Annotated in this window: 25 protein-coding genes; 22 read left to right on the top strand and 3 right to left on the bottom strand. The window is 63.8% G+C overall.

Annotated features, from left to right (window positions below; genetic code table 11):
• Positions 1 to 40: 40 nt before the first annotated feature.
• The 5 genes from cobA (at position 41) to L867_RS0100745 (ending at position 4,736) form a co-directional block, all read left to right on the top strand.
• A complete protein-coding gene (gene cobA, locus L867_RS0100725) occupies positions 41 to 883 on the top strand; it encodes a uroporphyrinogen-III C-methyltransferase (protein WP_028735102.1) in 843 nt (280 codons plus the stop codon).
• Complete coding sequence (locus tag L867_RS0100730) at positions 880 to 2,187, top strand: cobyrinate a,c-diamide synthase (protein WP_028735103.1); 1,308 nt, start codon at positions 880 to 882, stop codon at positions 2,185 to 2,187. The genes cobA and L867_RS0100730 overlap by 4 nt, the downstream gene beginning before the upstream one ends.
• Complete coding sequence (gene cobD / locus L867_RS0100735) at positions 2,184 to 3,188, top strand: threonine-phosphate decarboxylase CobD (RefSeq protein WP_028735104.1); 1,005 nt, start codon at positions 2,184 to 2,186, stop codon at positions 3,186 to 3,188. Before L867_RS0100730 ends, cobD begins: the two co-directional genes overlap by 4 nt.
• Entirely contained in the window at positions 3,185 to 4,168 is a 984-nt protein-coding gene (cbiB, locus tag L867_RS0100740; RefSeq protein WP_028735105.1) for an adenosylcobinamide-phosphate synthase CbiB, read from the top strand. Before cobD ends, cbiB begins: the two co-directional genes overlap by 4 nt.
• Positions 4,169 to 4,307: 139 nt before the next feature.
• Positions 4,308 to 4,736 (top strand): L,D-transpeptidase, encoded by a 429-nt coding sequence (locus L867_RS0100745; protein WP_028735106.1) that lies wholly within the window; start codon positions 4,308 to 4,310, stop codon positions 4,734 to 4,736.
• 52 nt (positions 4,737 to 4,788) lie between these two features.
• Here L867_RS0100745 and L867_RS0100750 read toward each other — a convergent pair whose 3' ends face one another.
• Positions 4,789 to 5,514 carry a Crp/Fnr family transcriptional regulator gene (locus tag L867_RS0100750; protein WP_028735107.1) on the bottom strand — a complete coding sequence of 242 codons (726 nt, stop codon included), beginning with the start codon at positions 5,512 to 5,514 and terminating at the stop codon, positions 4,789 to 4,791.
• 201 nt (positions 5,515 to 5,715) lie between these two features.
• On the opposite strand from L867_RS0100750, the gene hemN reads away from it, so the two are divergent.
• The 8 genes from hemN to L867_RS0100790 all read left to right on the top strand — a co-directional run bounded on the left by hemN (position 5,716) and on the right by L867_RS0100790 (position 13,592).
• On the top strand, positions 5,716 to 7,065 hold the full coding sequence (gene hemN, locus L867_RS0100755; protein ID WP_028735108.1) for an oxygen-independent coproporphyrinogen III oxidase: 1,350 nt from the start codon (positions 5,716 to 5,718) through the stop codon (positions 7,063 to 7,065).
• Between the two features lie 105 nt (positions 7,066 to 7,170).
• On the top strand, positions 7,171 to 7,449 hold the full coding sequence (locus tag L867_RS0100760; RefSeq protein WP_003502893.1) for an acyl carrier protein: 279 nt from the start codon (positions 7,171 to 7,173) through the stop codon (positions 7,447 to 7,449).
• 26 nt (positions 7,450 to 7,475) lie between these two features.
• Entirely contained in the window at positions 7,476 to 7,949 is a 474-nt protein-coding gene (locus L867_RS0100765; RefSeq protein ID WP_028735109.1) for a 3-hydroxyacyl-ACP dehydratase FabZ family protein, read from the top strand.
• A gap of 108 nt (positions 7,950 to 8,057) precedes the next feature.
• The gene (locus L867_RS0100770; RefSeq protein ID WP_028735110.1) at positions 8,058 to 9,263 is read left to right on the top strand and encodes a beta-ketoacyl-ACP synthase; all 1,206 of its coding nucleotides are present in this window, start codon (positions 8,058 to 8,060) and stop codon (positions 9,261 to 9,263) included.
• Between the two features lie 12 nt (positions 9,264 to 9,275).
• Positions 9,276 to 10,562 carry a beta-ketoacyl-ACP synthase gene (locus tag L867_RS0100775; protein WP_028735111.1) on the top strand — a complete coding sequence of 429 codons (1,287 nt, stop codon included), beginning with the start codon at positions 9,276 to 9,278 and terminating at the stop codon, positions 10,560 to 10,562.
• Positions 10,563 to 10,620: 58 nt separating this feature from the next.
• On the top strand, positions 10,621 to 11,649 hold the full coding sequence (locus tag L867_RS0100780; protein WP_028735112.1) for a zinc-binding dehydrogenase: 1,029 nt from the start codon (positions 10,621 to 10,623) through the stop codon (positions 11,647 to 11,649).
• Positions 11,650 to 11,651: 2 nt separating this feature from the next.
• A complete protein-coding gene (locus L867_RS0100785) occupies positions 11,652 to 12,581 on the top strand; it encodes a lipid A biosynthesis lauroyl acyltransferase (RefSeq protein WP_028735113.1) in 930 nt (309 codons plus the stop codon).
• Between the two features lie 273 nt (positions 12,582 to 12,854).
• A complete protein-coding gene (locus L867_RS0100790) occupies positions 12,855 to 13,592 on the top strand; it encodes a PAS domain-containing protein (RefSeq protein WP_051438749.1) in 738 nt (245 codons plus the stop codon).
• 69 nt (positions 13,593 to 13,661) lie between these two features.
• On the opposite strand, the gene L867_RS24255 is transcribed toward L867_RS0100790, so the two are convergent.
• Complete coding sequence (locus L867_RS24255; protein WP_232363854.1) at positions 13,662 to 14,186, bottom strand: hemerythrin domain-containing protein; 525 nt, start codon at positions 14,184 to 14,186, stop codon at positions 13,662 to 13,664.
• 288 nt (positions 14,187 to 14,474) lie between these two features.
• Between L867_RS24255 and ccoN the strand changes: the two genes are divergently transcribed.
• The 9 genes from ccoN (at position 14,475) to gndA (ending at position 24,232) form a co-directional block, all read left to right on the top strand.
• Complete coding sequence (ccoN, locus tag L867_RS0100800) at positions 14,475 to 16,103, top strand: cytochrome-c oxidase, cbb3-type subunit I (protein ID WP_028735115.1); 1,629 nt, start codon at positions 14,475 to 14,477, stop codon at positions 16,101 to 16,103.
• Between the two features lie 15 nt (positions 16,104 to 16,118).
• On the top strand, positions 16,119 to 16,850 hold the full coding sequence (gene ccoO, locus L867_RS0100805; RefSeq protein ID WP_028735116.1) for a cytochrome-c oxidase, cbb3-type subunit II: 732 nt from the start codon (positions 16,119 to 16,121) through the stop codon (positions 16,848 to 16,850).
• Between the two features lie 10 nt (positions 16,851 to 16,860).
• Positions 16,861 to 17,013, top strand: a complete 153-nt coding sequence (locus L867_RS0100810; protein WP_028735117.1) for a CcoQ/FixQ family Cbb3-type cytochrome c oxidase assembly chaperone — start codon at positions 16,861 to 16,863, stop codon at positions 17,011 to 17,013.
• Positions 17,014 to 17,016: 3 nt separating this feature from the next.
• Entirely contained in the window at positions 17,017 to 17,880 is an 864-nt protein-coding gene (gene ccoP, locus L867_RS0100815) for a cytochrome-c oxidase, cbb3-type subunit III (RefSeq protein WP_028735118.1), read from the top strand.
• 286 nt (positions 17,881 to 18,166) lie between these two features.
• Positions 18,167 to 19,753, top strand: coding sequence for a cytochrome c oxidase accessory protein CcoG (gene ccoG / locus L867_RS0100820; protein ID WP_028735119.1), 1,587 nt, complete (start codon positions 18,167 to 18,169; stop codon positions 19,751 to 19,753).
• Positions 19,750 to 20,247, top strand: a complete 498-nt coding sequence (locus L867_RS0100825; RefSeq protein ID WP_028735120.1) for a FixH family protein — start codon at positions 19,750 to 19,752, stop codon at positions 20,245 to 20,247. The genes ccoG and L867_RS0100825 overlap by 4 nt, the downstream gene beginning before the upstream one ends.
• Positions 20,244 to 22,550, top strand: coding sequence for a cation-translocating P-type ATPase (locus L867_RS0100830; protein WP_028735121.1), 2,307 nt, complete (start codon positions 20,244 to 20,246; stop codon positions 22,548 to 22,550). Before L867_RS0100825 ends, L867_RS0100830 begins: the two co-directional genes overlap by 4 nt.
• Positions 22,547 to 22,702, top strand: a complete 156-nt coding sequence (gene ccoS / locus L867_RS26665) for a cbb3-type cytochrome oxidase assembly protein CcoS (protein WP_084638408.1) — start codon at positions 22,547 to 22,549, stop codon at positions 22,700 to 22,702. The genes L867_RS0100830 and ccoS overlap by 4 nt, the downstream gene beginning before the upstream one ends.
• Before the next feature lie 105 nt (positions 22,703 to 22,807).
• Positions 22,808 to 24,232, top strand: a complete 1,425-nt coding sequence (gene gndA, locus L867_RS0100840) for an NADP-dependent phosphogluconate dehydrogenase (RefSeq protein ID WP_037172275.1) — start codon at positions 22,808 to 22,810, stop codon at positions 24,230 to 24,232.
• 343 nt (positions 24,233 to 24,575) lie between these two features.
• On the opposite strand, the gene L867_RS0100845 is transcribed toward gndA, so the two are convergent.
• Positions 24,576 to 25,610, bottom strand: coding sequence for a LacI family transcriptional regulator (locus L867_RS0100845; protein ID WP_028735123.1), 1,035 nt, complete (start codon positions 25,608 to 25,610; stop codon positions 24,576 to 24,578).
• Positions 25,611 to 26,006: the final 396 nt, after the last annotated feature.

The raw sequence follows: 26,006 nt of genomic DNA on the forward strand, positions 1-26,006 counted from the left end.
CGCGATTGCAATTTCGCCATGCGGAGCCTAGAGCATGTCCATGAGTTTCGATCCGTTTTCCAAGCTTGCGACGATCATGCCCGGCCATGTCTGGCTGGCGGGCGCCGGCCCGGGTGATCCCGGCCTGCTGACCCTGCTTGCCGCCAAGGCGCTGGGCGAGGCGGACGTGATCGTGCACGATGCGCTGGTCAATGACGAATGCCTGAAGCTCGCGCGGCCGGGCGCCCTTCTCGAATATGCGGGCAAGCGCGGCGGCAAGCCATCCGCCAGGCAGCGCGACATTTCGCTGCGCCTGGTCGAGCTCGCCAAGGCCGGCCACAGGGTTTTGCGTCTCAAGGGCGGCGACCCCTTCGTCTTCGGACGTGGTGGCGAGGAAGCCCTGACCCTGATCGATCACGGCGTACCCTTCCGCATCGTGCCCGGCATCACCGCCGGGATCGGCGGACTTGCCTATGCCGGCATCCCAGTCACCCACCGCGAGATCAACCACGCCGTCACCTTCCTGACCGGCCATGACAGCTCCGGCGTCGTGCCCGACCGGATCGACTGGGATGCCATCGGCCGGGGGTCGCCGGTCATCGTCATGTATATGGCGATGAAGCACATCGCCACGATCAGCGCCCATCTGATGGCCGCCGGGCGCTCGCCCGACGAGCCGGTCGCCTTCATCTGCGATGCCGCGACCGCCTCGCAGCAGGTGCTCGAAACCACGCTTGGCCGGGCGGAAGCCGACGTGCTCGCCTCCGGGCTCGAACCGCCGGCCATCGTCGTCGTCGGCGAGGTGGTAAGGCTTCGGCCCTCGCTCGATTGGCTGGGCGCGCTGTCCGGCCGCAAGCTGCTCCCCGATCCCTTCGCCTCCGGCGCCAAGAAGGACAGCGCATGAACGGCCTGCTGATCGCAGCGCCGTCCTCCGGCTCCGGCAAGACGACTGTGACCCTCGGCCTATTGCGGGCGCTGAAGAAGCGTGGCGTGGCGATCGCGCCGGCCAAGGCCGGTCCTGACTACATCGACCCCGCCTTTCATGCCGCCGCAAGCGGCGAGACCTGCCTCAATTTCGATCCCTGGGCGATGCGCGACGACCTCCTGCGCGCCAATGCCGCCGGCCACGCGGCGCAGGGCAGGGTGCTGGTGGTCGAAGCGATGATGGGCCTGTTCGATGGCGCGGCAGACGGCACAGGTTCGGCGGCCGATCTTGCAGCACTCCTCGGTCTGCCGGTCGTGCTGGTGGTCGATTGCGCCAAGGCGTCCCATTCGATTGCGGCCCTGGTCAGCGGCTTTGCCAAATTCCGCACCGATACCCGCGTGGTCGGCGTCATTCTCAATCGCGTCGGCAGCGACCGCCACGAAACCATGCTGCGAGAGGCGCTGGCCGGCATCGCCATGCCGGTCCTCGGCGTGGTGCGCACCGAGCCGACACTACATCTGCCCGAACGCCATCTCGGCCTCGTTCAGGCGGGGGAGCATGGTCAACTCGAAGCCTTCATCGAGCGCGCCGCCGCCGTCATCGAGCATGGCTGCGATCTCGACGCACTGCTGCACGCAGCGGAAGCTTCGCCCCGCGGGGCCGTCCTGCCCGCCGTTGTTCCCTTGCCGCCGCTCGGCCAGAAGATCGCCGTCGCCCGCGACATCGCCTTTGCCTTCTCTTATGCCCACATCCTGCGCTGCTGGCAGGCGGCGGGGGCGGAGATCGCCTTCTTCTCGCCGCTCGCCGACGAGGTGCCGTCTTCCGACGCCGACGCTGTCTACCTGCCGGGCGGATACCCCGAACTGCATGCCGGAACGCTGGCCGCAGCCGCGACCTTCCGCACAGGCATGCTGGAAGCCCACATGCGCGGCGCAAAGATCTTCGGCGAGTGCGGCGGCTACATGGTGCTGGGCGATGCCTTGATCGATGCCGAGGGCGTCGTTCACCCGATGTTGGGCCTGCTGCCGCTGGTCACCAGCTATGCGACGCGAAAACGCCATCTCGGCTATCGCCGTATCGCGCCGGTTGACGCAGCCTTCTTCTCCACGCCGATGACAGCGCACGAGTTCCACTATGCCTCGATCGTTTCTGAAGGCGCCGCTGACCGGCTGTTTTCCGCCGAAGACGCGCTCGGCACGTCGCTCGGAGACGTGGGCCTGCGGCGCGACAATGTCGCCGGCTCCTTCATGCACCTGATCGACATCCGGCAAGGTGCGGCATGAACGGTCGGATCGTCCATGGCGGCGGCATCGGTGCGGCCGCAGCGCTCTACGGCGGACAGCCTGACGACTGGCTCGACCTGTCCACCGGCCTCAATCCATGCCCGCCCAGGCTCCCGGGCATCCCGGATCGCGTCTGGCATCGCCTGCCGGACCAGGACCTGCTGAACGAAACGCGCAGTGCAGCCCGGGCCTTCTACGGCTCCGGTGACATCCTGCCGCTTCCCGTTCCCGGTACGCAATCGGTGATCCAGTTGCTGCCCAGGCTCGCCGACCGCGAAAAGCCCGCCGCCGTCCTTTCGCCGACCTATGGCGAATACGGTCGCGTCCTCTCGGCCAATGGCTTTGCGGTCGATGCCGTTGCGACGCTCGACGATGTCGATCCGTCGTCGGGGCTGGTCGTCGTCGTTAACCCCAACAACCCGACCGGCGGGCTGCATGCGCCTGCGGACCTTCTGTCTCTGGCCGATCGGCTGGCCGGGCAGGGCGGTTTCCTCGTCGTCGATGAAGCCTTCGGCGACTGCGCGCCGGAGACGAGCATCGCCGGCGCGGTTGCGACGCGGCCGAACCTTATCGTCTTCCGTTCCTTCGGCAAGTTCTTCGGCCTCGCCGGCCTGCGCCTCGGCTTCGTCATCGCAGCCGACGGCATTCTCGAACGCTTCGCCGATTGGCTGGGGCCTTGGGCGGTGTCAGGACCGGCGCTTTCGGTGGCCGCCGATCTCCTGTCTGCCGATCCGCAGCCGCTTCGCCGCATCATCGCCGAACGCCGGGCAGGGCTCAGCCGGGTGCTCGGGCATGCCGGCTTGAAGGTCGAAGGCGGAACGTCGCTCTTCGCCCTCGTGACCGATCCCTGCGCGGCCGACTTGCACGCGCATTTGTGCCGGGCGCATATCCTCACCCGCAAGTTCGACTACGCGCCGACCTGGCTGCGCTTCGGTCTGGCGCCTGACACGGCCTCGGATGAGCGGCTGGCGGCGGCTCTTGCCACGTGGAGCGAGCGATGACGGTCTGGATCCTCGCTGCTCTTTTTGGCGCACTCGTTCTCGACCGCATCGTCGGCGATCCGCCCGCCCTTTGGGCGCGCCTGCCGCATCCGGTCGTTCTGTTCGGCCACGGCATTGCCTTCTTCGACCGCCGGCTGAACCGCGACACGCTCGCCCCCGTGACGCGCCGCCGCAATGGTCTGGTGGCGATCGTCCTGTTGCTGGCCCTGTCCGTCGCCGTCGGCCTTTTTCTGTCCGGCCTGTTCCGGGCGTTCGGTGTCGTCGGCTTTGCGCTCGAACTGCTGGTCGTTGCCGTTTTCCTCGCCCAGAAGAGCCTGGGCGACCATGTCGCGGCCGTGGCTCTGGGGCTGCGGACAGACGGGCTCGAAGGCGGACGGCGCGCGGTCTCGCTGATCGTCGGGCGCGACCCGCAGGCGCTCGACGAGCCGGGGGTCTGCCGGGCGGCGATCGAGAGCCTGGCGGAGAATTTTGCCGATGGCGTCGTGGCACCGGCCTTCTGGTATGCGCTCGCCGGTCTGCCCGGCATCCTTGCCTACAAGATGCTGAACACCGCCGATTCGATGATCGGCCACAGAAGCGACAAGTATCGCGATTTCGGCTGGGCCTCGGCCCGCCTCGATGATCTCGCCAACTGGCCGGCCGCGCGGCTGTCCAGCCTGCTGATCGCCGCCGCGACCTGGGCTTTGCAGGGCGCCGCGGCGGCGCGCCGGTCCCTGTCGGTCACCCTGCGCGATTCCGGCCTGCACCGCTCGCCCAATTCCGGCTGGCCCGAAGCGGCGATGGCCGGCGCGCTCGACATCCAGCTGACCGGCCCACGCATCTACGGCGGCGAGCGCGTCAGCGAGCCGATGATCAACGGATCCGGCCGGCCCGTCGCATCCGCTCGCGACATCGAGACGGGGGTCGCTCTGTTCTACGCAAGCTGCTCGGCGCTGGCCGTTCTGACGCTCATCTTTCTTGCCGCACGTATCGTCGTCTAGGATCGCCGCTGCGACCTGTGGGGCGCTTTTCGTTAAAGCAATCTTATCCTTGCGGCTTAATCGCATTTATTCGAATTTATACTATAGTGCCCCTGTAAACAGCCGCCCGGGGGGCGGAAACAAAGACTGGGGGAAGATCATGCGTAAACTGCTTCTGGCCGTTTCGGCCTCCTTGTGCCTGCTGGTTCAGCCGATGGCGGCCTCGGCCAGCAATCTCGTCGCCAGCATCAGCATTTCCAACCAGACCATGACGGTCACGCAGAACGGCATCGTCAAGCATCGCTGGAAGGTCTCGACCGCCCGCAAGGGTTATGTCACGCCGCTTGGCAACTACAGCGCCAAATGGGCCTCGAAGAACCATCGTTCGCGCAAGTACGACAATGCGCCCATGCCCTATGCCATCTTCTTCCACGGCGGCTATGCCGTGCACGCCACCTTCGATCTGAAGCGCCTCGGCCGGCCGGCCTCGCACGGCTGCGTTCGGCTGCATCCCGACAATGCGGCGCAGTTCTTCTCCATGGCGACCCATAACGGGTTGAAGAACACCAAGATCATCGTCACGCGCTGACGCGGAATTTCGGGGAAGTGGGGTCGATACAGCGCGCCGGGCAGTCGGCGCGTCAGTCGTTGCCGGCTGCGTAGCGCAGGCGGCGTGGGTCGGGAACGATCACATGGCGATTGTTCTCGATGACGATGATGTTGTCCTTGCGCAGCTTCGTCATCTGCCGGCTCACCGTTTCGATCGTCAGTCCGAGGAAGTCGGCGATGTCGGCGCGCGACAGAGGCAGGTCGAAGGTCGTGGCACTGCCCTTGTCCGGATCGATATGGGTGGCGATCAGGTAGAGGAAGCTTGCAACCTTTTCCTGCGCCGTCTTGCGGCCGAGCGTCAGCATCCAGTCGCGCGCCTCGTCGAGTTCCTTCAGCGACTGCGAATGCAGCTTGCGCTCCAGGTCGGGTGCCTCGCCGACCATGCGGTCGATGATCGGGCGCGGGAAGGAACAGATTTCCGTTTCAGTCGCGGCTTCGGCGGTAATCGAACTCTCGCTGTAGAAGGGGCGACCGAGGAAATCGGGCGCGAACTGCAGCCCAACGATCTGCTGGCGACCGTCCGCCATCATCTTCGACAGTTTGACCACGCCGTTCAGGATATTGCTGTAGCTGCCTACGTGCTCGCCCTGGCCGATGACCTCATTGCCGGGATCGACCTTGCGACGGGTGGAGTGCTTGTTGAGTTCGACGAGCTGGGAAGAGCTCAAAGTCGCGCAAATGCCGCCATGTCGAGCCTCGCAGGCTTTGCAGACTGCCGGGGCTTCGCATTCGCCGGTATGTTTCTTGTGCGCGTCCATGATTTCGATCCCGTCTGACGCCAAACTGTCGCTAGGTCAAGCTCGGATTTCACTCGTCCCGAACCTTATGGGCGACGCTCGCAACGCCTGAGTGCGAGCAGTCCGACAAATCTATCAGTAAATTGATCGAAGTCAAAGGCGCGTGACGTTTGCGGCGCTACCAAGAAGTCTAAGATGGCTTTAGATTGAACGGCGCAAGACATGCAAAACTCCCTGCTGGCCAAGTATTCCGGCTCTGTTCCACGTTACACCAGCTATCCGACGGCGCCGCATTTTCATGAGGGCGTGAACTGCGGCAAATATGCGCAGTGGCTGGGCGAGCTGGGCGCCGCGCACGACCTGTCGCTCTACGTGCACATTCCCTATTGCGACCGGCTCTGCTGGTTCTGCGCCTGCCACACCAAGCACACGCTGAAATACGAGCCGATCGACAGCTATCTCGCCTCGCTCAAGAAGGAGATCGCCAAGGTCGGCAGCCTGGTCAGCCGCGATGCGAAGGTGAGCGCGCTGCATTTCGGCGGCGGTTCGCCGACCATGCTCAAGCCGGAAGACCTGATCGACCTGATGAAGGCCTTCCGCGAAGCCTTCGATTTTCGCGACGATGCCGAGATCAGCGTCGAGATGGACCCGAACGATCTGGACGAGCCGCGCTATGATGCGCTTGCGGCGATCGGCATGACGCGGGCGAGCCTCGGCGTCCAGGACTTCGATCCCAAGGTGCAAAAGACCATCAACCGCATCCAGACCTTCGAGCAGACCAAATCCGTGGTCGACGCGGTGCGGGCGCGGGGCGTCCATTCCGTCAACTGCGACATTCTCTATGGTCTGCCCTACCAGACGCTGGAAACGCTTGAGGCGACGGTCGACGACATCGTCTCGCTGTCGCCCGACCGCATCGCGCTTTTCGGCTATGCGCACGTGCCGTGGATGAAGAAGCATCAGACGATGATCCCGGAAGAGGCGCTGCCCGACGTCGAGATGCGCTTCGCCCAGATGACCCGCGCTGCCGACATGCTGGTCGCCGCAGGCTACGAGCCGATCGGCATCGACCACTTTGCAAGGCCCGACGATCGTCTGGCGGTCGCCGCGCGCGGCGGAAAGCTGCGTCGCAATTTCCAGGGTTACACGGATGACGCCGCGGAAGCCCTGATCGGCTTCGGTGCCTCCTCGATCGGCCAGTTGCCGCAAGGCTATGTGCAGAACATGCCGGCGACCGGCGAATACCAGCGCATGGCGGACACGGACGGGCTGACTGTCGTGCGTGGCATCGAACTGTCCGACGACGACCGGCTGCGCGCCCATGTGATCGAGGAGATCATGTGCCGTTTCGCCTTTTCGTTTGCCGGCGTGCGGGCCGCGTTCCCGCGCCTCGGCGAGACGGTGATTGCGGAAGCGCGGCAATATGTGGCTTCGAATCCGGATGCGATCTGTGCGATCATCGGCGACGAGTTCCGCCTGACCGAGGCGGGCAAGCCCTTTGCCCGCAGCGTCGCGGCTGTGTTCGACAGCTATCTCTCGACCGGGAAGGGCCGCCACTCGATTGCTGTTTGAGCAACACTTCGGCAGCAAATTTCGCCGGCGGCCAAACTTCCCATTGGCATTTAGAATCGTTTTCCCTATGTGGAGCAAAGATTTTCGACATATGAGGTAATTGGCGTGACCGCTACATTCGACAAAGTTGCCGACATCATTGCTGAAACCAGCGAAATCGACCGCGAGACGATTACGCCGGAAAGCCATACGATCGACGACCTCGGCATCGACAGCCTCGACTTCCTCGATATCGTTTTTGCGATCGATAAGGAATTCGGCATCAAGATCCCGCTCGAGCAGTGGACCCAGGAAGTCAACGAAGGCAAGGTTTCGACCGAGGAATACTTCGTCCTGAAGAACCTCTGCGCCAAGATCGACGAACTGCGGGCGGCCAAGGGCTGAACCGCCGATAGGGCGGAGGTCTTGTCATGCTGCTCGAATATTTTCAGATGATCGACAAGGTCGAGGCGTTAGACCTCGGCCTTGGCACGCTGAAGGCCCGCTCTGTCGTGCCTGAGAAGAGCCCGGTCTTCGAGGGGCATTTTCCTGGCATGCCGCTCGTTCCGGGCGTTTTGCTCATCGAGACCATGGCGCAAGCCTCCGGCATGCTGGTGCTTGCCGTCAAGGATTTCACGGCCATGCCGTTCCTGATGTCGGTCGACGGCGCCAAGATGCGCGCCTTCGTCGAGCCCGGCGCAGTCCTCGAGATCGAGGCCCATCTCGAACACGACGGCTCCGGTTTCGCCGTGACCAAGGCGAAGATTTCAAGCGACGGCAAGAAGATCTGCGACGCGCAGCTGAAGCTCCGCACCATGCCTTTCAGCGAAGTGCCGCTGGCCGACATCGTGCGCAAGCGCGCCGAGGAAATCGGCCTGATGGACGCCATCGCCGCCGCCCGCTAATAGTGCGGCATCGGAGCGCCCCGCTCTGATACCTTTATTCTGATGGATGCGAGCCCGGAAAGCCGAGGGCTCGATGCGCCGGCCTCGTCGCCGGCGAGAGGACAGCAAATGATCAAGAAGCCGAACGATGTGGTGATCACCGGAGTTGGCATCGTCACCTGCCATGGCACCGGCAAGGAGGCGCATGTGGCGCTCCTGTCTTCCGCCGTGGCGCCGCCGCCGGTGCTGGAGACGGAAAAATTCAAGCCCTATCCGGTCCATCGCCTGCCGGAGATCGACTGGTCGCAGCAGATCGCCAAGCGCGGCGACCAGCGCCAGATGGAGAACTGGCAGCGCCTCGGCGTCTATGCCGCCGGGCTGGCGCTCGACGACGCAGGCATGAAGGACGACCTGGAAGCCTGCGGATCGATGGATCTGATCGTCGCGGCCGGTGGCGGCGAGCGTGACATCGCGGTCGACAGCCTGATCGTCGACGAGGCTTTGAAGCGCAATGACCGCGAGCGCCTGCTGATCGAGAAGCTGACCACGGAACTGCGCCCGACACTGTTCCTTGCCCAGCTCTCCAATCTCATGGCCGGCAATATCTCCATCGTCCACAAGGTCACCGGCTCGTCGCGCACCTTCATGGGCGAGGAATCAGCGGGCATTTCGGCGATCGAGACAGCCTTTTCCCGCATCCGGGCCGGCCAGTCGACCCATACCCTGGTCGGCGGCGCCTTCATCGCGGAACGCGCCGACATCCTGCTTCTGGTCGAAGGCATTCAGGCCCATTCGACCGGCGAATGGCAGCCCTTGTGGTCACGGCAGGCGGGCGAGGGCGGCGGCATGGTCCTCGGCACGGTCGGCGCCTTCCTCATGCTGGAAAGCCGGGCCCATGCCGAAGCGCGCGACGCTCATATCTATGCGGTTCTCGAAGCCGTCGAGGGTGATCGCGGCAAGCGGGACGATGGAGGCCTTGAAAAGCGCCTCGGCCGCCTGGCCACGCTCGCCGGCGACGTAAGTGCCGCAGACACGGTGGTGTTTTCCGGTTCGAGCGGTCTGCATGATCTGGCCAAGAGAGAACAGGCCGTGCTGGCGGAAAAATTCCCCGGCATGCGGGTCCGCGGCTATGGCGGCTCGACCGGCCACGGGCTGGAAGCCCAGTTCCCGCTCGGCCTCGCGCTTGCGGCGCTCGCCATCGATTCCGGCGCCAAGGTGCCGCCCTTCGATCCGGCGCATGAAGCCGTGATGACCGCACCCGCCCGCCACGCCGTCGTGACCACGGTCGGTTATACGCGCGGCGAGGGCATCGCCCTCGTCTCGGCCGATGCGTGAGGAGTTGAGAGCATGACAGACAACCGTTTCAAGGATCATCTCGGCCGCCCGATCGTCGCCGTCACCGGCATGGGCGTCATTACCTCGCTCGGCCAGGGGCTTTCCGACAACTGGGATGCGCTGACGTCGGGCAAGTCCGGCATCCACTATATCAACCGCTTCGACACCGAGGGCATGTCGACCCGCATCGGCGGCACCGTCGACTTCATCGACATACCCGCACCGAATTCGGTCGAGCGATCCTATGCCATGGCGCGCGAAACCACGATCGAGGCGATGGCCCAGGCCGGCCTCTCCGGCGACTTCAACGGACCGCTCTTCCTCGCCGCGCCGCCGGTCGAACCGGAATGGGCCGACCGCTTCGCGCTCGCCGAGCGCTCGCCGCCGCCGAGCCATCCCGGCGACGCCTATGAGCGCTTCCTCACCGCCATGCGGCAGAAGGCCGACCCGGTCTTCCTCGAGGCCGTGCAGTTCGGCTCGATCTCGGAACGGCTCGCCGACCGCTTCGGCACGCGCGGCCTGCCGGTGACGCTGTCGACCGCCTGTGCGTCCGGCGCCACCGCCATACAGCTCGGCGTGGAAGCCATCCGCCAGGGCCGGACCGACCGGGCGCTCACCATCGCCACCGACGGTTCCGTCAGCGCCGAATCGGTCATCCGCTTCTCGCTGCTGTCGGCGCTTTCGACCCAGAACGATCCGCCGGAAAAAGCCTCCAAGCCGTTCAGCAAGGACCGCGACGGTTTCGTCATAGCCGAAGGTGCGGCCACCCTGGTGCTGGAATCGCTGGAATCGGCCATTGCCCGTGGCGCGCGCGTGCTCGGCATCGTGCAGGGCTGCGGTGAAAAGGCAGACCATTTCCACCGCACGCGCTCCTCGCCGGACGGCGGCCCGGCGATCGCCACCATACATGCTGCTCTCGACGATGCCGGACTGGCGGAAAGCGCGATCGGCTATATCAACGCCCACGGCACCTCGACCCCGGAAAACGACAAGATGGAATACGGCGCCATGCTTGCCGTCTTCGGCGACAGGCTGAAGTCGATCCCGGTCTCGTCCAACAAGTCGATGATCGGCCACACACTGACGGCAGCCGGCGCGGTCGAGGCCGTGTTCTCGATCCAGACCATGCTGACCGGCACGCTGCCGCCGACCATCAACTACACAAATCCGGATCCGGCGATGGAACTCGACGTCGTGCCGAACGTGAAGCGCTCGGCGGATGTTTCGGCCGTGCTGTCCAACTCGTTCGGCTTCGGCGGGCAGAACGCCAGCCTTGTCATGACGCGAGAACCGGCTTAAGCGACGGATCGAATTCCAGTCACCGTGAAATGAACGCCTTGAGGGCGAGGATAGACCAATGCGCGCACTGCAACTCGTCGAAGACCGCAAGCTCGAAATCGTCGACCTGCCCGAGCCGGAAGCGCCCGGTCCGGGAGAGGTGACGCTCAGGGTCAAGGCCGTGGCGCTCAACCACATCGACGTCTGGGGCTGGCGCGGCATGGCGTTTGCCAAGCGCAAGATGCCGCTCGTCATCGGTGCCGAGGCATCGGGCGTCGTCGAGGCGATCGGCCCCGGCGTCGGCAACATCCTTCCCGGCCAGCTCGCCGCCATCTACGGCGCGCGCACCTGCGGCCTGTGCAAGCCCTGCCGCGATGGCCGCGACAACCTTTGCGAAAACGTCTCTGGCGTGCACGGGTTCCACCTCGACGGTTTTGCCCAGGAAAAGATCAACCTGCCGGCCCGCCTGCTGGTGCCGGCCCCTCCGGGTGTCGATGCGGTCGCGGCCGCCTTGGCTCCGGTTACCTTCGGCACGGTCGAGCACATGCTGTTCGACAATGCCAAGCTCGAACCCGGCGAAACCATCCTCGTCCATGCCGGCGGTTCCGGCATCGGCACGGCGGCGATCCAGCTCGCCAAGAAGATCGGCTGCACCGTCATCACGACAGTGGGCTCCGACGACAAGATCGAGCCGGCCAAGGCGCTCGGCGCCGATCACGTTATCAACTACCGCACCGACCGTTTCGAGGGCGTGGTGCGCAAGCTGACCAAGAAGAAGGGCGTCGACGTAGTCTTCGAGCATGTCGGCAAGGATACCTTTGCCGCCTCGATGTTCTGCCTCAAGCGCGGCGGACGGCTCGTGACCTGCGGATCGACCTCGGGCGTCTCGACCGAAGTCAACCTGATGATGCTGTTCCAGCAGCAGTTGAAGCTGCTGGGCTCGTTCGGCTGCCGCATGGAGAACATGGCCAATGCCATGCAGAAGATGGCGCGCGGCATCGTCCATCCGGTGATCGACACCGAGGTCAGGTTCGAGGATATCGACCGGGCGCTGTCGCGGATGGAAGGACGACAGGTATTCGGCAAGATCATCCTCAGGATGGATTGAGCGTGAAGCTCTTCATCACCCGGCTTGTCCTGGCATCTCGCCGCTTCTCGCAGTGGGCCGTGGCACAGTTCGCCTTCGGCTTCCTCACGCTGCTGAAGATCTTCCCGGCCGATCCGGCGATCAATTTCGCCGACCGGCTGATGCGCTACCTCGGGCCGAAGACCAGCCGCCACCGGCTGATGCTGACCAATCTGCGCAACGCCTTTCCGGAGAAGGGTGAGGCTGAGATCGAGGCGATCGCGCTCGGCAGCTGGGGCCATATGGGGCGGCTTGCTGCGGAATATGTATTCCTCGACCGCCTGTTCGATTTCGATCCGGAAAAGCCCGGCCAGGGGCGCATCGAGGTCTCCGGCATTCCGCTCTTCCTCGACCTGCGCGACAATCCGCGCCCGTTCATCGTATTTTCCGCCCATACCGGCAATTTCGAGCTGCTGCCCGTCGCCGGTGCCGCCTTCGGGCTCTATGTGACGGTGCTGTTCCGGCCGCCGAACAATCCCTATATCGGCGAGAAGGTTTTCGAGTTCCGCGCCAAGCGCATGGGCAAGCTCGTGCCTTCCCATGCCGGCTCGTCCTTCGCGCTGGCGCGGCAGCTGGAAAACGGCGGCGGCGTCGGTGTGCTGGTCGACCAGAAGTTCAAGAAGGGCGTATCGACGAAATTCTTCGGCCGCGACGTCAAGACCAATCCGCTGCTGGCAAAGCTGGCGCGCCAGTTCGATTGCGACGTCTATCCGGCCCGTTGCATCCGCCTGCCGGGCAACCGATTCCGTCTGGAAATCGAGCCGCGGGTCGAACTGCCGCGCAATGCGGCCGGCCAGCTCGATGTGACCGCCACCGCCCAGCTCCTCAACAATAAAGTTGAAACCTGGGTCCGCGAATTTCCGGAACAATGGCTCTGGTACCACGACCGCTGGAGCATCAAGCGCGAGCTTTAGGCGGGGCAGCGTTGACTTTTATTGGTGCTTCGTCGCTGCCGGCCGCACGCGGTCACGGCAATCTGCCACCAGAGGCTTGATTGATGCCAATTTCCTCTGTTTTTCAGGGTGTTCGCACCGGTAGCGGCTATACCACCTGAAAGTTAGGCGATTGAATGTGAGAATCATTCATGTTAACAGCCGCCTCATGCATCAAACGTCGGTGCGTGTTGCGATTGCATATCTGCCGACGACGATATCTCCTCGTTCGCGTTCATCAGGGCAGTTGTCAAAGTGGCATTCGAAGTCTCTTCCCATCCCAGTTTGCTGCCGCTCTTCGAAGCGGTCTCGCTGAAGAATTCGCAGCTTCAGCAGGCGATTCGGGTTGGAGACGATCATCTGGTCAGACTGCTCGATCGGGAGCTCGATCCGCTCATCGCGGCCGTGGTCGACTATCACGCCAGCGACATTGCCGAGATCCACATGCAGCTGTGCTTCGTCGGCAGCCTCATCCGCGAGGACGCCGACGACCGCTCCTGTGTCCAGCGCCACGCAGCGGTCCTGTCGATCCTTCTGGACCGGTATTTCGGTGACGGCCGCGAGCGGGCTCGCTCTGCGTCATCGATTGCGCTCGCTGGCCTGGAAGCAAGGATGGACGGCGAGGACAATTATCTCAACGAATCGATCCTCAACAGCATGCCCGACAGGGTCGCCGTCGTGACCCTCGATTACCGGTTCCTCTACTGCAATCCGGCGCATGCCGGATGGCTCGGAGCCACCCAGCTCGATTTGGTCGGCCGCAATCTGTTCGAATTTGTCGATGATGCGCAGGTTGCCCAGGACATCCGCGGCCAGCTCGACCGGTGTTTCGCCGGCGAGCAATCGGAGGTCTGCTACTGGTGGCGCATCACCGGCAAGGGCACGGCCTTGCGAAGCCGCGCGGCTCCCTTGCGCACACCGCGGGGCGACGTGATCGGCGCCATCCTGACATTGCTGGAAGACCAGCGTCTGGCCGGGGAAATCGCTGCCTGAGAGGCGAGGGCAGGGGCTCGCGGTCCCTGTATGAAGCAAGGTCCGGCGCCTGGCGGTTGATGGCGGAGATCAGTTGCAGCCGCTGATCTTGGCATCTTCCGGCACGTACTGCAGCAGATACTCCCGCTCGAAGGCGAGGTGGCGCCGCATGCCTTCGAAGAAGCCGCGCAGCATGTAGCCGACCGCTTCCATGTTCACGGCACTGCCGGATCCCAGCTTCAATAGCGCGTCGGTCAGTTCTTCTGCGAAGCACTCGTCTTCGCAGTGCTCGAACTTCAGCCGGTCGAGGGTCTCGCGCACATGCTCGGCATCGCGGCTGCCGGTTTCAAGCCAGGGAAAGAGGATGCTCTCCTCGTAGTGGTGTACGCCTTTGATCAGGGGACCCAGCGCCTTGGCCGCGTAGATGCACTTCTGCCGGTTGATGTTGGAGGGTAGCGAGTCGGCGATCTCCTCAAGCTCGCTGCAGAGTGACAACTGCTCCTCCTGGGCTTTGCGCAGCCAGGCGAGGGAACGCTGGCATGGTTCCATGACGCCGTTGGGGGGGAGCTGATTCGCCGTTTCTTTCGGATCGTTGCTCATCGATTTCGCCTGCATTGCCGCTCCTCCCGAGCATCCGCCGCCGTCGAGACCGAAATCCGTCGGACGGGTTCGTGCCCAAAATCAGCTTCCCTCTCGGTTGCGCTGCGATGACGCATGGCGCCGAGGCTGCAAATCGCAGAATGGGAAGCTTGAATATAAGTTTCCGTAATTCAGTCACAGCTTGCATTGATTTGGATCAAGGTGGATTGTCAGTCAGAATGCGAATTCTTCAGTTGAGGCGGAAGGAATCCCCGGCGGGGTTTCCATTCGTGAATGATCAGCAAGCGTTGGGGGATACCAACAATGAATTACACGTTAGAAACAATGGTGATGGCGGTCCTCGCCTTCGCCGCGCTGCTTGGGGTTGCTTTTGCCCAAGACAGCCTGTTCGCCGTCCACATGTGGGTGGCGTTCTTCGTGCTGACCGCTGGTACGATCGTCATGCTTCGTCGCATGAAGTTCGCACCGGCAAACGTCAAGTCTGCCGAGCAGATCAAGTCCGAATACTTTGACGAAGTCGTCAAGTACGGCGTGATCGCCACGGTGTTCTGGGGCGTCGTCGGCTTCCTCGTCGGTGTCGTCGTGGCACTGCAACTGGCCTTTCCGGACCTCAACATCGAGCCGTGGTTCAACTTCGGCCGTATGCGTCCGCTGCACACGTCCGCCGTTATCTTCGCCTTTGGCGGTAACGCGCTGATCGCCACCTCCTTCTATGTCGTGCAGCGCACCTCGCGCCAGCGACTGTTCGGCGGTTCGCTCGGCTGGTTCGTGTTCTGGGGCTACCAGTTCTTCATCATCATGGCCGCCACCGGCTACCTGCTCGGCATCACCGCAGGGCGCGAATATGCCGAACCGGAATGGTATGTCGACCTTTGGCTGACCGTCGTCTGGGTTGCCTATCTGATCACCTTCCTCGGTACGCTGATGACCCGGCGCGAGTCCCACATCTATGTGGCGAACTGGTTCTACCTGTCGTTCATCGTTACCATCGCCATGCTGCACATCGTCAACAACTTGGCGGTCCCGGTCTCGTTCCTCGGCGTGAAGAGCTATTCGGCCTTCTCCGGTGTTCAGGATGCGCTGACGCAGTGGTGGTATGGCCACAACGCCGTCGGCTTCTTCCTGACCGCAGGCTTCCTCGGCATGATGTACTACTTCGTTCCGAAGCAGTCCGGCCGTCCTGTCTACTCCTATCGTCTGTCGATCATCCACTTCTGGGCTCTGATCTTCATGTACATCTGGGCCGGCCCGCACCACCTGCACTATACGGCTCTGCCGGACTGGGCTCAGACGCTCGGCATGGTCTTCTCCATCATGCTGTGGATGCCCTCCTGGGGTGGCATGATCAACGGTCTGATGACGCTTTCGGGCGCCTGGGACAAGATCCGTACCGACCCGATCATCCGCATGATGGTCATCGCGATCGCCTTCTACGGCATGTCGACCTTCGAAGGTCCGATGATGTCCATCAAGTCGGTCAACTCGCTCAGCCACTACACCGACTGGACCATCGGTCACGTTCACTCCGGCGCACTCGGCTGGGTTGGCATGATCACCTTCGGCGCCGTCTACTACCTGACGCCCAAGCTGTGGAACCGCAATCGTCTGTATTCGCTGCGCCTGGTCAACTGGCACTTCTGGCTCGCCACCCTCGGCATCGTCGTCTACGCCGCCGTTCTGTGGGTTGCCGGCATTCAGCAGGGTCTGATGTGGCGTGAATACGATGAGCAGGGCTTCCTGGTCTATTCGTTCGCCGAATCGGTCGCCGCCATGTTCCCGTACTACGTGCTGCGTGCTGTCGGTGGTGCCATGTACCTCGTCGGTGGTCTCATCATGGCCTACAACGTCCTGATGACGATCCTCGGTTACGAACGCCAGGAAGCACCGATCCCCGGCTCCGTCGTACCCGCTGCCGCCCAGCCGGCCGAATAAGAAGGAAGGCTAACAATGTCCATTCTTGATAAACACCAAATCCTCGAGAAGAACTCCAGCCTTCTGCTCCTCGGTTCCCTGCTGGTCGTGACCATCGGCGGCATCGTGGAAATCGCACCGCTCTTCTATCTCGAAAACACCATCGAGAAGGTGGAGGGGATGCGTCCCTACTCGCCGCTCGAACTGGCCGGTCGCAACATCTACCAGCGTGAAGGCTGCTATGTCTGTCACAGCCAGATGATCCGCCCGTTCAAGGACGAGGTCGAGCGCTACGGTCACTACTCGCTGGCTGCGGAGTCGATGTACGACCACCCGTTCCAGTGGGGTTCCAAGCGTACCGGTCCGGATCTGGCCCGCGTGGGCGACCGCTATTCGAACGAATGGCACGTCCAGCACCTGACCGAACCGCGCGACGTCGTTCCGGAATCGATCATGCCGAGCTACGCGTTCCTCAAGACGACGCCGCTCAAGGTTGCCAATGTCACGGCAAATCTGGAGACCAACAAGATCGTTGGCGTTCCTTACTCGGATGACATGATCGCAAACGCCGAAGCCGATCTGTCGGCCCAGGCGGATCCGAACGCGGATACGACAGCTCTGCTGGCCCGCTATCCGAAGGCCAAGGTTGGCGATTTCGACGGCAATCCTGCCGAACTGACGGAAATGGACGCACTCGTCGCCTATCTCCAGATGCTCGGCACTCTCGTCGACTTCACCACCTACGATGACGCCACTGGCTATCGCTGAGGAGAGGCACATGGAAACCTATACGGCCATGCGCCACTTCGCGGACAGCTGGGGCTTGCTCGCCATGACCCTGTTCTTTGTCGGCGTTGTCGTCTTCACCTTCCGGCCCGGCGGCAAGAAAGTTGCTGACGAAGCGGCAAGCATCCCTCTCAAGGAGGACTAAGAGATGTCTGAGAAAGAAATCGATAAAATCAGCGGCGTCGAAACCACTGGCCACGTTTGGGATGGTATCCGCGAGCTCAACAATCCGATGCCGCGTTGGTGGGTCTGGACCTTCTACCTGACCATCATCTGGGCCATCGGCTACACAGTGTTCTACCCGGCCTGGCCGCTCCTGACGACCAATACCAAGGGCCTGCTGAACACGACCAACCGCTCGGCTCTGGCCGAGGAAATGGTTGCGGCAAAGTCGGCACAGGCGGTTTATCTGGACAAGATCGCCGCGATGCCGCTCGCCGACATCGTCGCTGACAAGGACCTGGCCCAGTTCGCCGTCGCCGGTGGCGCGGCAGCCTTCAAGGTCAACTGCTCGCCGTGCCACGGCTCGGGCGCAGCCGGTGGCATGGGCTATCCGAACCTGAACGATGACGACTGGCTCTGGGGTGGCGATCTCGAATCGATCAACACCACGCTCGCCCACGGCATCCGCTACGAGAGCGATGCTGACACCCGCGTCTCCGAAATGCCGGCCTTCGCCGACGTTCTGGATGCCGAGCAGATCAAGCAGGTTGCCGCCTATGTCGTCAGCCTGACCGGAACGCCGGCCGATGCCGCCATGGTCGAGCCGGGCAAGACCGTGTTCGCCGAAAACTGCGCAGCCTGCCATGGCGAAGATGCCAAGGGCGGACGCGACTTCGGTGCCCCGAACCTGACGGACGCCATCTGGCTGAAGGTCAGCGACGAGGCCGGTATCGTCGAGCAGGTCTCGCGTCCCAAGCACGGCGTGATGCCGGCCTGGAATGCTCGCCTTGGCGAAACGACCGTCAAGCAGCTCGCCATCTACGTCCACTCGCTGGGTGGCGGCGAGTAATACGGTTGACGGATTGGGCGGGGGCGTCCGGTGACGCCGCCGCCTGCCAATTGATCAGAAACGAAACCACGCCTTCGGGCGTGGTTTTTTCTTGCGTCGGCACGGTTTTGCTTCAAAGCTTCCGTGGTGGACGGCTGACCATGCTGCTCGTGTGTGTAAGAACGGCGCATCCTGCCAAATATGGCTCTTTTTCTATCCATTGCGACGCTTCGCCGCTGCTTGATATAAGTCAAGGCAGGGTATGGTGCCAAATGGGAGAAGAAGCGCTAAACGAAGAGGTCCTGTGATGAATCTGCATGCTGACAAAGGAGCGGCGGCCGAACCCGTCGAAGTCGAACGCCATGAGGCCGAGCCGGTCATGTCGGCGAAGATCCGGCGGCCCCTCTATGAAGCACGCAAGAAGATCTTCCCGAAGAGGGCAGAGGGCCGATTCCGCCAGTTCAAGTGGCTGGTCATGCTCGTCACCCTCGGCATCTATTACCTGACGCCTTGGCTGCGCTGGGACCGTGGTGAATTCGCTCCCGACCAGGCCGTGCTGATCGACCTCGCGCACCGCCGGTTCTACTTCTTCTTCATCGAGATCTGGCCGCAGGAATTCTTCTTCGTCGCAGGCCTGCTCGTCATGGCCGGCTTCGGCCTCTTCCTCATCACCTCGGCCGTCGGGCGTGCCTGGTGCGGCTATACCTGTCCCCAGACCGTCTGGGTCGATCTCTTCCTGGTCGTCGAGCGGGCGATCGAAGGGGATCGCAACGCCCGCATGAAGCTGGAAACCGCCCCCTGGACCTTCGACAAGATCTGGAAGCGCGTGGTCAAGCATGCCATCTGGCTGGCGATCGCGGTTGCGACCGGCGGCGCCTGGATCTTCTACTTCGCCGATGCGCCGACTTTGGCGGTGGACTTCGCCACCGGCTATGCGGCGCCGGTCGCCTACATGACGGTTGCCGTTCTGACCGCGACCACCTACGTCTTCGGCGGCATCATGCGCGAACAGGTCTGCATCTACATGTGCCCCTGGCCGCGCATCCAGGCTGCGATGCTGGACGAGAATTCGCTGGTCGTCACCTACAACGACTGGCGCGGCGAGCCTCGCACGCGCGGCTCGAAGAAGGCCGCGGCGGCTGGGCTGTCCGTTGGCGATTGCGTCGACTGTAATGCCTGCGTCGCCGTCTGTCCGATGGGCATCGACATTCGTGACGGTCAACAGCTCGAATGCATCACCTGCGCGCTGTGCATCGACGCCTGCGACAGCGTCATGGACAAGGTCGGCAAGCCGCGCGGCCTGATCGCCTATGCGACGCTCGACGAGTACCAGGGCAACATGGCGCTCGCCACCGGCGACGGCGCGACGCCGATCGATCCGCGCAAGGTTCGCGATGCCGATGGCAAGTTCATCGACTCGATCCGCCATTTCGACTGGAAGATCATCTTCCGCCCGCGCACGCTGCTCTATATGGGCGTCTGGGCGGCGGTCGGTGTCGGCCTGCTCGTCGCGCTGCTCAGCCGCGACCGTCTCGAGGTCAACGTTCTGCACGACCGCAATCCGCAATTCGTGATGGAGTCCGACGGCTCGATCCGCAACGGTTACACCGTGCGCATCTTGAACATGATCCCGCAACCGCGCAATATCAGCGTGTCGCTCGATGGTCTGCCGGATGCGACGATGAAGGTGAACGGTCAGAACGAAACGGCAGTGCGCACGTTCTCCGTCGCGGCCGGTCCCGACGAGGCGACGACCCTCAAGGTCTTCGTCACCCTGCCTGCCGGTCGTCTGGAGCATCAGTCCGAAGACTTCGAATTCGTCATCAAGGATGAAGGCGGCGACGAACACGACACTTATGACGCCGTCTTCTTCGGCCCTGGAGCGAAAAAATGACCACACAGAGCGAGAAGTCGTCCTTCGTCTTTACCGGTTGGCATATGCTGGTGGCGATGCTGCTGTTCTTCGGCACCATCATCACCGTCAACTTCACCATGGCCTATTACGCGACCTCGACGTGGAGCGGGCTGGTGGTGAAGAACACCTACGTCGCCAGCCAGGAGTTCAACGGCAAGGCCGCGGGGATCCGTTCCATGCTGGCGACCGGCATCAAGGGCAAGCTGGAGGTCAAGGGCGACAATATCCGCTATGCTCTCACCTTGCCGGGCGACGAGCCGGTGATTGCCGACACCGTGACCGTCCATTTCAAGCGGCCGGTCGGCGAGAATCAGGACTTCATCACCGAACTCCAGCCTGCTGGCGCCGGGATCTACGAGGCCTCGCACGAGGTTCTCCACGGTCACTGGATCGTCGAGGTCGTGGCCGTCAAGGACGGCCAGACCATCATGCACGAGGCAAACCGCATCGCGGTGATCGGAGAGGCAAAATGAGCTGCTGCGCGGCGGGAACCGAAGGCGCGCTCGACATCGAGCGTGCGGGCCATGCTCTTCCGACGGCGGAAGAGTTGAGGCTCGCGAGCCGGGATCTGGGGGAGGGTCTGTTGCAGACCGACCTCAGCGTTCCCGCCGTGCATTGCGGCACCTGCATCAGCACGATCGAGCGGGCGCTGCGTGCCCGGCCGGAAGTGGAACGCGCCCGAGTCAACCTGTCGACCAAGCGCGTATCGGTCGTCTGGAAGGACAAGGTCGGCGATGTTGACACCGACCCGGTGGAATTCGCCCGCGCGATCGCCGCGACCGGCTATGAATCGCATCTGTTCACCGCGGCCGAGGAAGCCTCCGATTCGCTGCGCAACCAGCTGATCCGCGCCGTCGCCGTGTCCGGCTTCGCGGCGACCAACATCATGCTGCTCTCGGTTTCCATCTGGTCCGGGGCGGATGCTTCGACGCGGGACATGTTCCACTGGATTTCGGCGATGATTGCCGCCCCGGCACTGATCTATGCCGGGCGGTTCTTCTACCAGTCCGCCTGGAACGCCCTGAAACACGGCCGCAGCAACATGGACGTGCCGATCGCCATCGGCATCTCGCTCTCCTATTTCATCTCGCTGTGGGAGACGATCCACCACGGTGAGCACGCCTATTTCGACGCGACCGCGTCGCTGCTGTTCTTCCTGCTGATCGGCCGCACCCTCGACCACATCATGCGTGATCGCGCCCGCTCGGCGATCAGCGGTCTGGCGCGTCTCTCGCCGCGCGGCGCCATGGTCGTCGGCGCGGACGGTTCGCGCGAATATCGTCCGCTGGACGACGTGCGTGTCGGCGATCGCGTGGCGGTGGCCGCCGGCGACCGCATTCCGGTCGACGGCCTGATCGTCACCGGCGCCAGCGACATGGACGTATCGATCATCAACGGCGAAAGCGCCCCCCAGCAGGTCGCCGTCGGCGACGCCGTGCAGGCGGGTACGCTCAGCCTCACCGGTTCGCTGGTGATCGAGGCGACCGCGACGGCCAGGAACTCCTTCCTCGCCGAGGTCATCAACCTGATGGAAGCCGCCGAAGGCGGTCGCGCGCGTTATCGCCGCATCGCCGACCGCGCGGCGCAGTTCTACGCGCCGGCCGTGCATCTGACCGCTTTCCTCACCTTCTTCGGCTGGGGCTTCTACGACGGCGACTGGAAGCATGCGCTGCTGGTGGCGGTGGCCGTGCTGATCATCACCTGCCCCTGCGCGCTCGGCCTCGCCGTGCCGGTGGTGCAGGTCGTGGCGGCCGGCCGTCTGTTCAAGGCCGGCATCATGGTCAAGGACGGCTCCGCCATGGAACGGCTGGCCGAGATCGACTCCGTCGCCTTCGACAAGACCGGCACGCTGACGCTGGGCCGACCGCGCCTGATCGATGCCGCGGCGATCGATGCCGGGGCCTTCGCCATTGCCGCAGGCCTGGCCCGGCACTCGCGCCATCCGCTGTCGCAGGCCCTGTGGCGTGCGGCTAGCGTTGCGCCGCGCATGATCGACGCCGTGCGGGAAATCCCCGGCGCCGGCATCGAAGCCGAGAGCGCCGACGGCACCTATCGCCTCGGCAGCCGCAAGTTCGCCTGTTCTGCGGAAGCTGGAGAAACCGGCGATCATGCCTATTCCGAAGTCGTCCTGTCGCTCGACGGTCGTGAACTGCAGTCCTTCCGCTTCGAGGACACGCTGCGGCCGGGCGCCGAAAAGGCGATCGCGCTGCTCAAGGGGGAGGGCTTCTCGGTCGGCATTCTCTCGGGCGACCGCGCCGGCGTCGTTGCCGCGCTTGCCCAGCGCCTCGGCATCGCCAACTGGAAGGCCGAGCTCGCGCCCCGCGACAAGGCCGAATTCTGCGCTGCGGTCGAGGCCGAGGGCCACAAGCTTTTGATGGTCGGCGACGGCATCAACGATGCCCCCGCACTTGCCGCAGCCCATGTCTCGATCGCGCCCGCAACGGCTGCCGATGTCGGCCGCCAGGCGGCGGATTTCGTCTTCATGCGGCAGAACCTCGATTCGGTCGCCTTCGCCATTGAGGCGTCGCGCCGCGCCGGCCGGCTGATCCGTGAAAACTTCGCGCTGGCCATCGGCTACAACGTCATCGCCGTGCCGATTGCCATCCTCGGATATGCGACGCCGCTGATCGCCGCCGTCGCCATGTCGACCTCGTCGATCATCGTCGTCGTCAATGCGCTGCGCCTCAATCGGCTTTCCCTCAAGGAAGATGCCGGCTCCGGCCAGCCTGTGGCGCCCGCCCGTTTCGTCGCACCGGACGCCAGGCTCGCCTCATGAACATGCTGATCTACCTGATCCCGATCGCCCTCTTTCTCGGCGGTCTCGGGCTCTTCGCTTTCCTCTGGTCGCTAAAAAGCGGTCAGTATGACGACCTCGACGGGGCGGCATGGCGGGTGCTCTCCGACGACGACGACAAGCCGGGCGACTGAAATCCACTCAGCGAATTTTGATGGTGGTCAAGTTTTCGCGGCTTGTCGGCATCGTTTCAGAATGCCACAAAGTGCTCCTTATCCATTCGATGCGAAGAGGCACACATGGCGGAACTTGCGGAAATCGGACTGATCGGTCTCGGGGTCATGGGATCGAACCTGGCCCTCAACATCGCCGAAAAAGGCAGCCGCATCGCGGTGTTCAACCGCACGCCCTCGCGGTCCGCGGAATTCGTCGCCGAGGCCGGGGCGCTCGCCCCCGCCATCATCGGCTGCGACACCATCGAGGCCTTCGTCGCCGCCATCCGCCCGCCGCGGCCGATCATCATCATGATCAAGGCGGGAGAGGCGGTCGACCAGCAGATCGACGCCCTGAAGCCGCTGCTTTCCGGCGGTGACATCATCATCGATGCCGGCAATGCCAATTTCCGCGACACCATCGCCCGCTTCGACCGGCTGAAGGACACAGGCCTGACCTTCATCGGCATGGGCGTGTCCGGTGGGGAGGAGGGCGCCCGCCACGGCCCCTCGATCATGGTCGGCGGCACGCAGCAGTCCTACGCCCGTGTCGAGAAGGTGCTGAATTCGATCGCCGCCCGCTACGAGGGCGATCCGTGCTGCGCCTGGCTGGGCGAGGGCGGGGCAGGGCACTTCGTCAAGACCATCCATAACGGCATCGAATATGCCGACATGCAGATGATCGCCGAGATCTACGGCGTGCTGCGCGACGGCCTCGGCAAGTCATCCCGCGACATCGGCGCGATCTTCGGCCGGTGGAACCGGGGCCGGCTCAATTCCTACCTGATCGAGATCACCGAAAAGGTGCTCGCCACCGCAGACCCGGAAACGGGCAAGCCCATGGTCGACATGATTGTCGACCGCGCCGGCCAGAAGGGCACCGGCAAGTGGTCGGCGATCGAGGCGCAGCAGATGGGCGTGCCGGCAACCGCCATCGAGGCGGCGGTCGCCGCCCGCAGCCTGTCGTCGATGAAGGCCGAGCGCGAGGCGGCCGAGGCGCTGTTCGGCACGCCGGCCTACGCCTTCCCGCTCAAGGACGGCGCGCCCCTCATGAACGACCTCGAACTCGCGCTGTTTGCCGCCAAGATCGGCGCCTATGCCCAGGGTTTTGCCGTCATGGCGGAGGCTTCGCGCGAATTCGGCTGGTCGCTCCCCATGCCGACCATTGCCCGCATCTGGCGCGCCGGCTGCATCATCCGTTCGCAATTCCTCGACGAGATCACCAAGGCGTTCACAGATAAGCCGGACGTCGCCAACCTGATCGTCACGCCGGCCTTCTCCGCCATGGTGGCCGAGAGCCTGCCGTCGCTGCGCCGCATCGTTTCGGCCGCCGTCACTGCCGGCATTCCGGTTCCGGCCCTGTCCTCGGCGCTGTCCTATTTCGACGCCTACCGCCAGGCCCGCGGCACCGCCAACCTCATCCAGGCCCAGCGCGATTTCTTCGGCGCCCACGGCTTCGACCGCACCGACGGGCTTCCCCTCCACCACGGCCCGTGGGGCGCGGGCGGCTGAGCTTCGCCAATCACGGCAATGAGGCCGGGCTGGGATGCTAGCTCCAGACTGGGACTACCACCGGCAGTCCTTCGTCAGCCACGGCTGGAAGACGAGGCGCGGAGCCGAGAGGCCCTCTTCTCCCCAGCGGGGAGAAGGTGGCGCGTAGCGCCGGATGAGGGGGAGCGAAGCCACCTGATGTTGGCGCACTCGGCCCCCTCATCGCCTCACTGCGTTCGGCACTTCTCCCCGCTGGGGAGAAGCGGGAGAACGCCACGCCCGTTGTGCATGCTCTCCACGCATCGAATTTCACGCCGACGCGTCGATATTTCACGCAAGAGCCCTGCCAAGACCAGCCGCGCGCTCAATCGTCCCAGACCGGCTGGCTGATGCTTTGCAGCATGTCGGGCGCCACGCCGTCGATGCTGGCGATCACCGCCTTGGCGAGTTCGCGGCCGGCGAGGCGCACGTCTTCGGAAGCCGTGATGATCTCCGGGCGGATCCAGTTGAGGATCGGCGCCGACTGTTTCGACACCATGTCGATATCGCGCCCGACGCGTTTTCCCGCCGCCTCGATCCCGGCATTGACTGAAATGGCCGCACTTCCCGATGAGCAGATGATGCCGTCCGGGGCGTCCGGGGAGCGCATCAGCGCCTCGATCCCGTCGCGGATCTCCGCCAGCGGCGTGTCGATATTGACGGCGAGCGGCACTTCCTCGGCGCCGAACTCGCGAAGCCCCGCCAGGAAACCGGCGCGCGTATGCGTGTAATAGGTCAGCTTGCTCGGTGGCTGCAGAAGGGCGATGCGCTTGCGGCCCCGCGCCACCAGCCGCTGCACTGCCTGGCGCGCATAGGCCTCGTTGTCGAAGTCGTGATAGGGATGGACGAGCCCGGCATCGGTGCGGCCATGGGTGGCGAAGGGCATGTTCTGCTCGGTCAGCAGCCTGACCCGCGCGTCGTCCGGCTCGATGCGCGAAATGATCACGCCGTCGGCCGATCCCGTGTCGAGGATATAGCGCACCGGCTGCATCGGATCCTTGCTGTGCGAATGCGGCGTGACGACGATATGGTAGGGCGTGCCCGAAAGCACTTCCGAAATGCCGAAGACCATCTGGCTGGAAAAGCCCATGATCTCCTCGTCGATGCTGAGCACCAGGGCGATCACGTTCGTCTTGCCGGTCCTCAGGCGCACGCCGGCGCGATTCGGCTGGTAACCGAGCTGGCGCGCCACCATGCGCACCCGCTCCTTGGTTTCCGCGCCGATGTCGGGCGCGTCTTTCAGCGCGCGCGACACGGTGGTGATGCCCAGTCCCGTCATGAAGGCGATCGTCTTGAGCGTCGGTCGCTCCTTGCCTTCCTTCGCGGGACCTGATCCGTCCCGCGGCTTGTCATGTTTCATGCTGTCCCCGCCGCTTCCCTTGAGCCGCCATTATAGTTGCCCGCGCGCCGGCTGCAAACGCGGCGGGACGATCAATGCGCAACGAACAACAATTCAAATCTGTAACGATACAGTAGCTTTGTCGAGCAGGAATTTGTCATGGGCTGTATTCGTCATGCACGCATAGGGGGAATTGGCGGAAAAGGCCAGGACCGTGGGCCCTGTCTGATCGGAAAATGCCGCAATGCACGGCGAAACGTGCCGCAGCACGGCAAAATACGGAAAACATGACGATAAGACACGGTTGAGTAGTGTTTCTCACTACCCGCTTTCGGGGTGCGTCATGCTGCGCCTGCGTGCTGCCTAGGGTGGAAAGCGACGGTGTAACAAAAAATTAACATCGCGGAGGTTGCGCCC

The sequence above is a fragment of the Paenirhizobium selenitireducens ATCC BAA-1503 genome (assembly GCF_000518785.1).
GTDB classification, from domain to species: Bacteria; Pseudomonadota; Alphaproteobacteria; order Rhizobiales; family Rhizobiaceae; genus Allorhizobium; species Allorhizobium selenitireducens.

Bases quoted from the DNA above. Each gene is read 5' to 3' on its own strand.
- cobA (WP_028735102.1), top strand. From the start codon at position 41: ATGAGTTTCGATCCGTTTTCCAAGCTTGCGACGATCATGCCCGGCCAT.
- L867_RS0100730 (WP_028735103.1), top strand. From the start codon at position 880: ATGAACGGCCTGCTGATCGCAGCGCCGTCCTCCGGCTCCGGCAAGACG.
- cobD (WP_028735104.1), top strand. From the start codon at position 2,184: ATGAACGGTCGGATCGTCCATGGCGGCGGCATCGGTGCGGCCGCAGCG.
- cbiB (WP_028735105.1), top strand. From the start codon at position 3,185: ATGACGGTCTGGATCCTCGCTGCTCTTTTTGGCGCACTCGTTCTCGAC.
- L867_RS0100745 (WP_028735106.1), top strand. From the start codon at position 4,308: ATGCGTAAACTGCTTCTGGCCGTTTCGGCCTCCTTGTGCCTGCTGGTT.
- L867_RS0100750 (WP_028735107.1), bottom strand. From the start codon at position 5,514: ATGGACGCGCACAAGAAACATACCGGCGAATGCGAAGCCCCGGCAGTC.
- hemN (WP_028735108.1), top strand. From the start codon at position 5,716: ATGCAAAACTCCCTGCTGGCCAAGTATTCCGGCTCTGTTCCACGTTAC.
- L867_RS0100765 (WP_028735109.1), top strand. From the start codon at position 7,476: ATGCTGCTCGAATATTTTCAGATGATCGACAAGGTCGAGGCGTTAGAC.
- L867_RS0100770 (WP_028735110.1), top strand. From the start codon at position 8,058: ATGATCAAGAAGCCGAACGATGTGGTGATCACCGGAGTTGGCATCGTC.
- L867_RS0100775 (WP_028735111.1), top strand. From the start codon at position 9,276: ATGACAGACAACCGTTTCAAGGATCATCTCGGCCGCCCGATCGTCGCC.
- L867_RS0100780 (WP_028735112.1), top strand. From the start codon at position 10,621: ATGCGCGCACTGCAACTCGTCGAAGACCGCAAGCTCGAAATCGTCGAC.
- L867_RS24255 (WP_232363854.1), bottom strand. From the start codon at position 14,186: ATGCAGGCGAAATCGATGAGCAACGATCCGAAAGAAACGGCGAATCAG.
- ccoN (WP_028735115.1), top strand. From the start codon at position 14,475: ATGAATTACACGTTAGAAACAATGGTGATGGCGGTCCTCGCCTTCGCC.
- ccoO (WP_028735116.1), top strand. From the start codon at position 16,119: ATGTCCATTCTTGATAAACACCAAATCCTCGAGAAGAACTCCAGCCTT.
- L867_RS0100810 (WP_028735117.1), top strand. From the start codon at position 16,861: ATGGAAACCTATACGGCCATGCGCCACTTCGCGGACAGCTGGGGCTTG.
- ccoP (WP_028735118.1), top strand. From the start codon at position 17,017: ATGTCTGAGAAAGAAATCGATAAAATCAGCGGCGTCGAAACCACTGGC.
- ccoG (WP_028735119.1), top strand. From the start codon at position 18,167: ATGAATCTGCATGCTGACAAAGGAGCGGCGGCCGAACCCGTCGAAGTC.
- L867_RS0100825 (WP_028735120.1), top strand. From the start codon at position 19,750: ATGACCACACAGAGCGAGAAGTCGTCCTTCGTCTTTACCGGTTGGCAT.
- L867_RS0100830 (WP_028735121.1), top strand. From the start codon at position 20,244: ATGAGCTGCTGCGCGGCGGGAACCGAAGGCGCGCTCGACATCGAGCGT.
- ccoS (WP_084638408.1), top strand. From the start codon at position 22,547: ATGAACATGCTGATCTACCTGATCCCGATCGCCCTCTTTCTCGGCGGT.
- gndA (WP_037172275.1), top strand. From the start codon at position 22,808: ATGGCGGAACTTGCGGAAATCGGACTGATCGGTCTCGGGGTCATGGGA.
- L867_RS0100845 (WP_028735123.1), bottom strand. From the start codon at position 25,610: ATGAAACATGACAAGCCGCGGGACGGATCAGGTCCCGCGAAGGAAGGC.